Source organism: Massilia sp. CT11-108, assembly GCF_047302915.1.
Lineage (GTDB): Bacteria > Pseudomonadota > Gammaproteobacteria > Burkholderiales > Burkholderiaceae_D > Telluria > Telluria orientalis.
The window spans coordinates 1-705 of sequence record NZ_JBKYMO010001112.1 but is presented as its reverse complement, the minus strand read 5'-3'; the positions used below and the strand labels follow the sequence as shown (position 1 = coordinate 705).

Annotated in this window: 1 protein-coding gene; it reads right to left on the bottom strand. The window is 72.2% G+C overall.

The annotated features are described in order from the left end of the window. On the bottom strand, window positions 1-705 hold a 705-nt coding region (locus tag ACEN88_RS33460), incomplete at both ends, for a hypothetical protein (RefSeq protein ID WP_413346640.1).

Here is a 705-nt window from a genome sequence, read left to right as displayed (position 1 = left end):
GGTTTTCCATCGCGGCGCGGCCCGGATAGCCGTCCAGCGCGTCGAACAATTCGTGGGGGAGTGCCTGGTCCGGGTCGCGCATGGCCTGGCGCCAGTCCGCGGCGCGCACGTGCACGAGGCCCGCGACGCCGTTCATCCAGCGGTCGCCGTCCGGCGTGACCACGATGCCGGACAGGTTGCGCAGCACGCCCGGATCCCGGGTGCGCAGCAGGCGCAGCGTGCGGTCGCGCAGCACGGCCGTGCCGCCGGAGCCGCTGACGACCAGGTGTTCGCCCGTGAACAGTGCGCTCGCCTGGCCCACGGGACCGAGGTCGTAATTCGTCAGCCTGCCGTCGAGGTAGTGCACCAGCTTGCCGTCACCGGTGGCCAGCCACAGGGTACCCGCGCCGTCGGTCGCGGACTGGAAGATCTTGGATGGCAGGTTGAAGGCGGCGCGCGGCAGCCAGCGCCCGTCGCGCCAGCCGATCAGGCCCGTCTCGAGGGATCCCGTCCACAACACCTTGCCGTCGTCCAGCAGGCCGATGAGGCGGTAGTCGCGCGGTTTGCCGTCCGGGCCCGGCGGCAGGGGGATGTCTTCCACCGTGGTGCCGCGTACGCGCTGGATGCTGCGCTTGCCGCCGACGAGCAGTGCGCCGTCGGGACCGTTGTTGATCACGCCGGCCCACGGGCCGCGCCGGCCCCGTCCACGCCGAAGCTGTAGCGGGT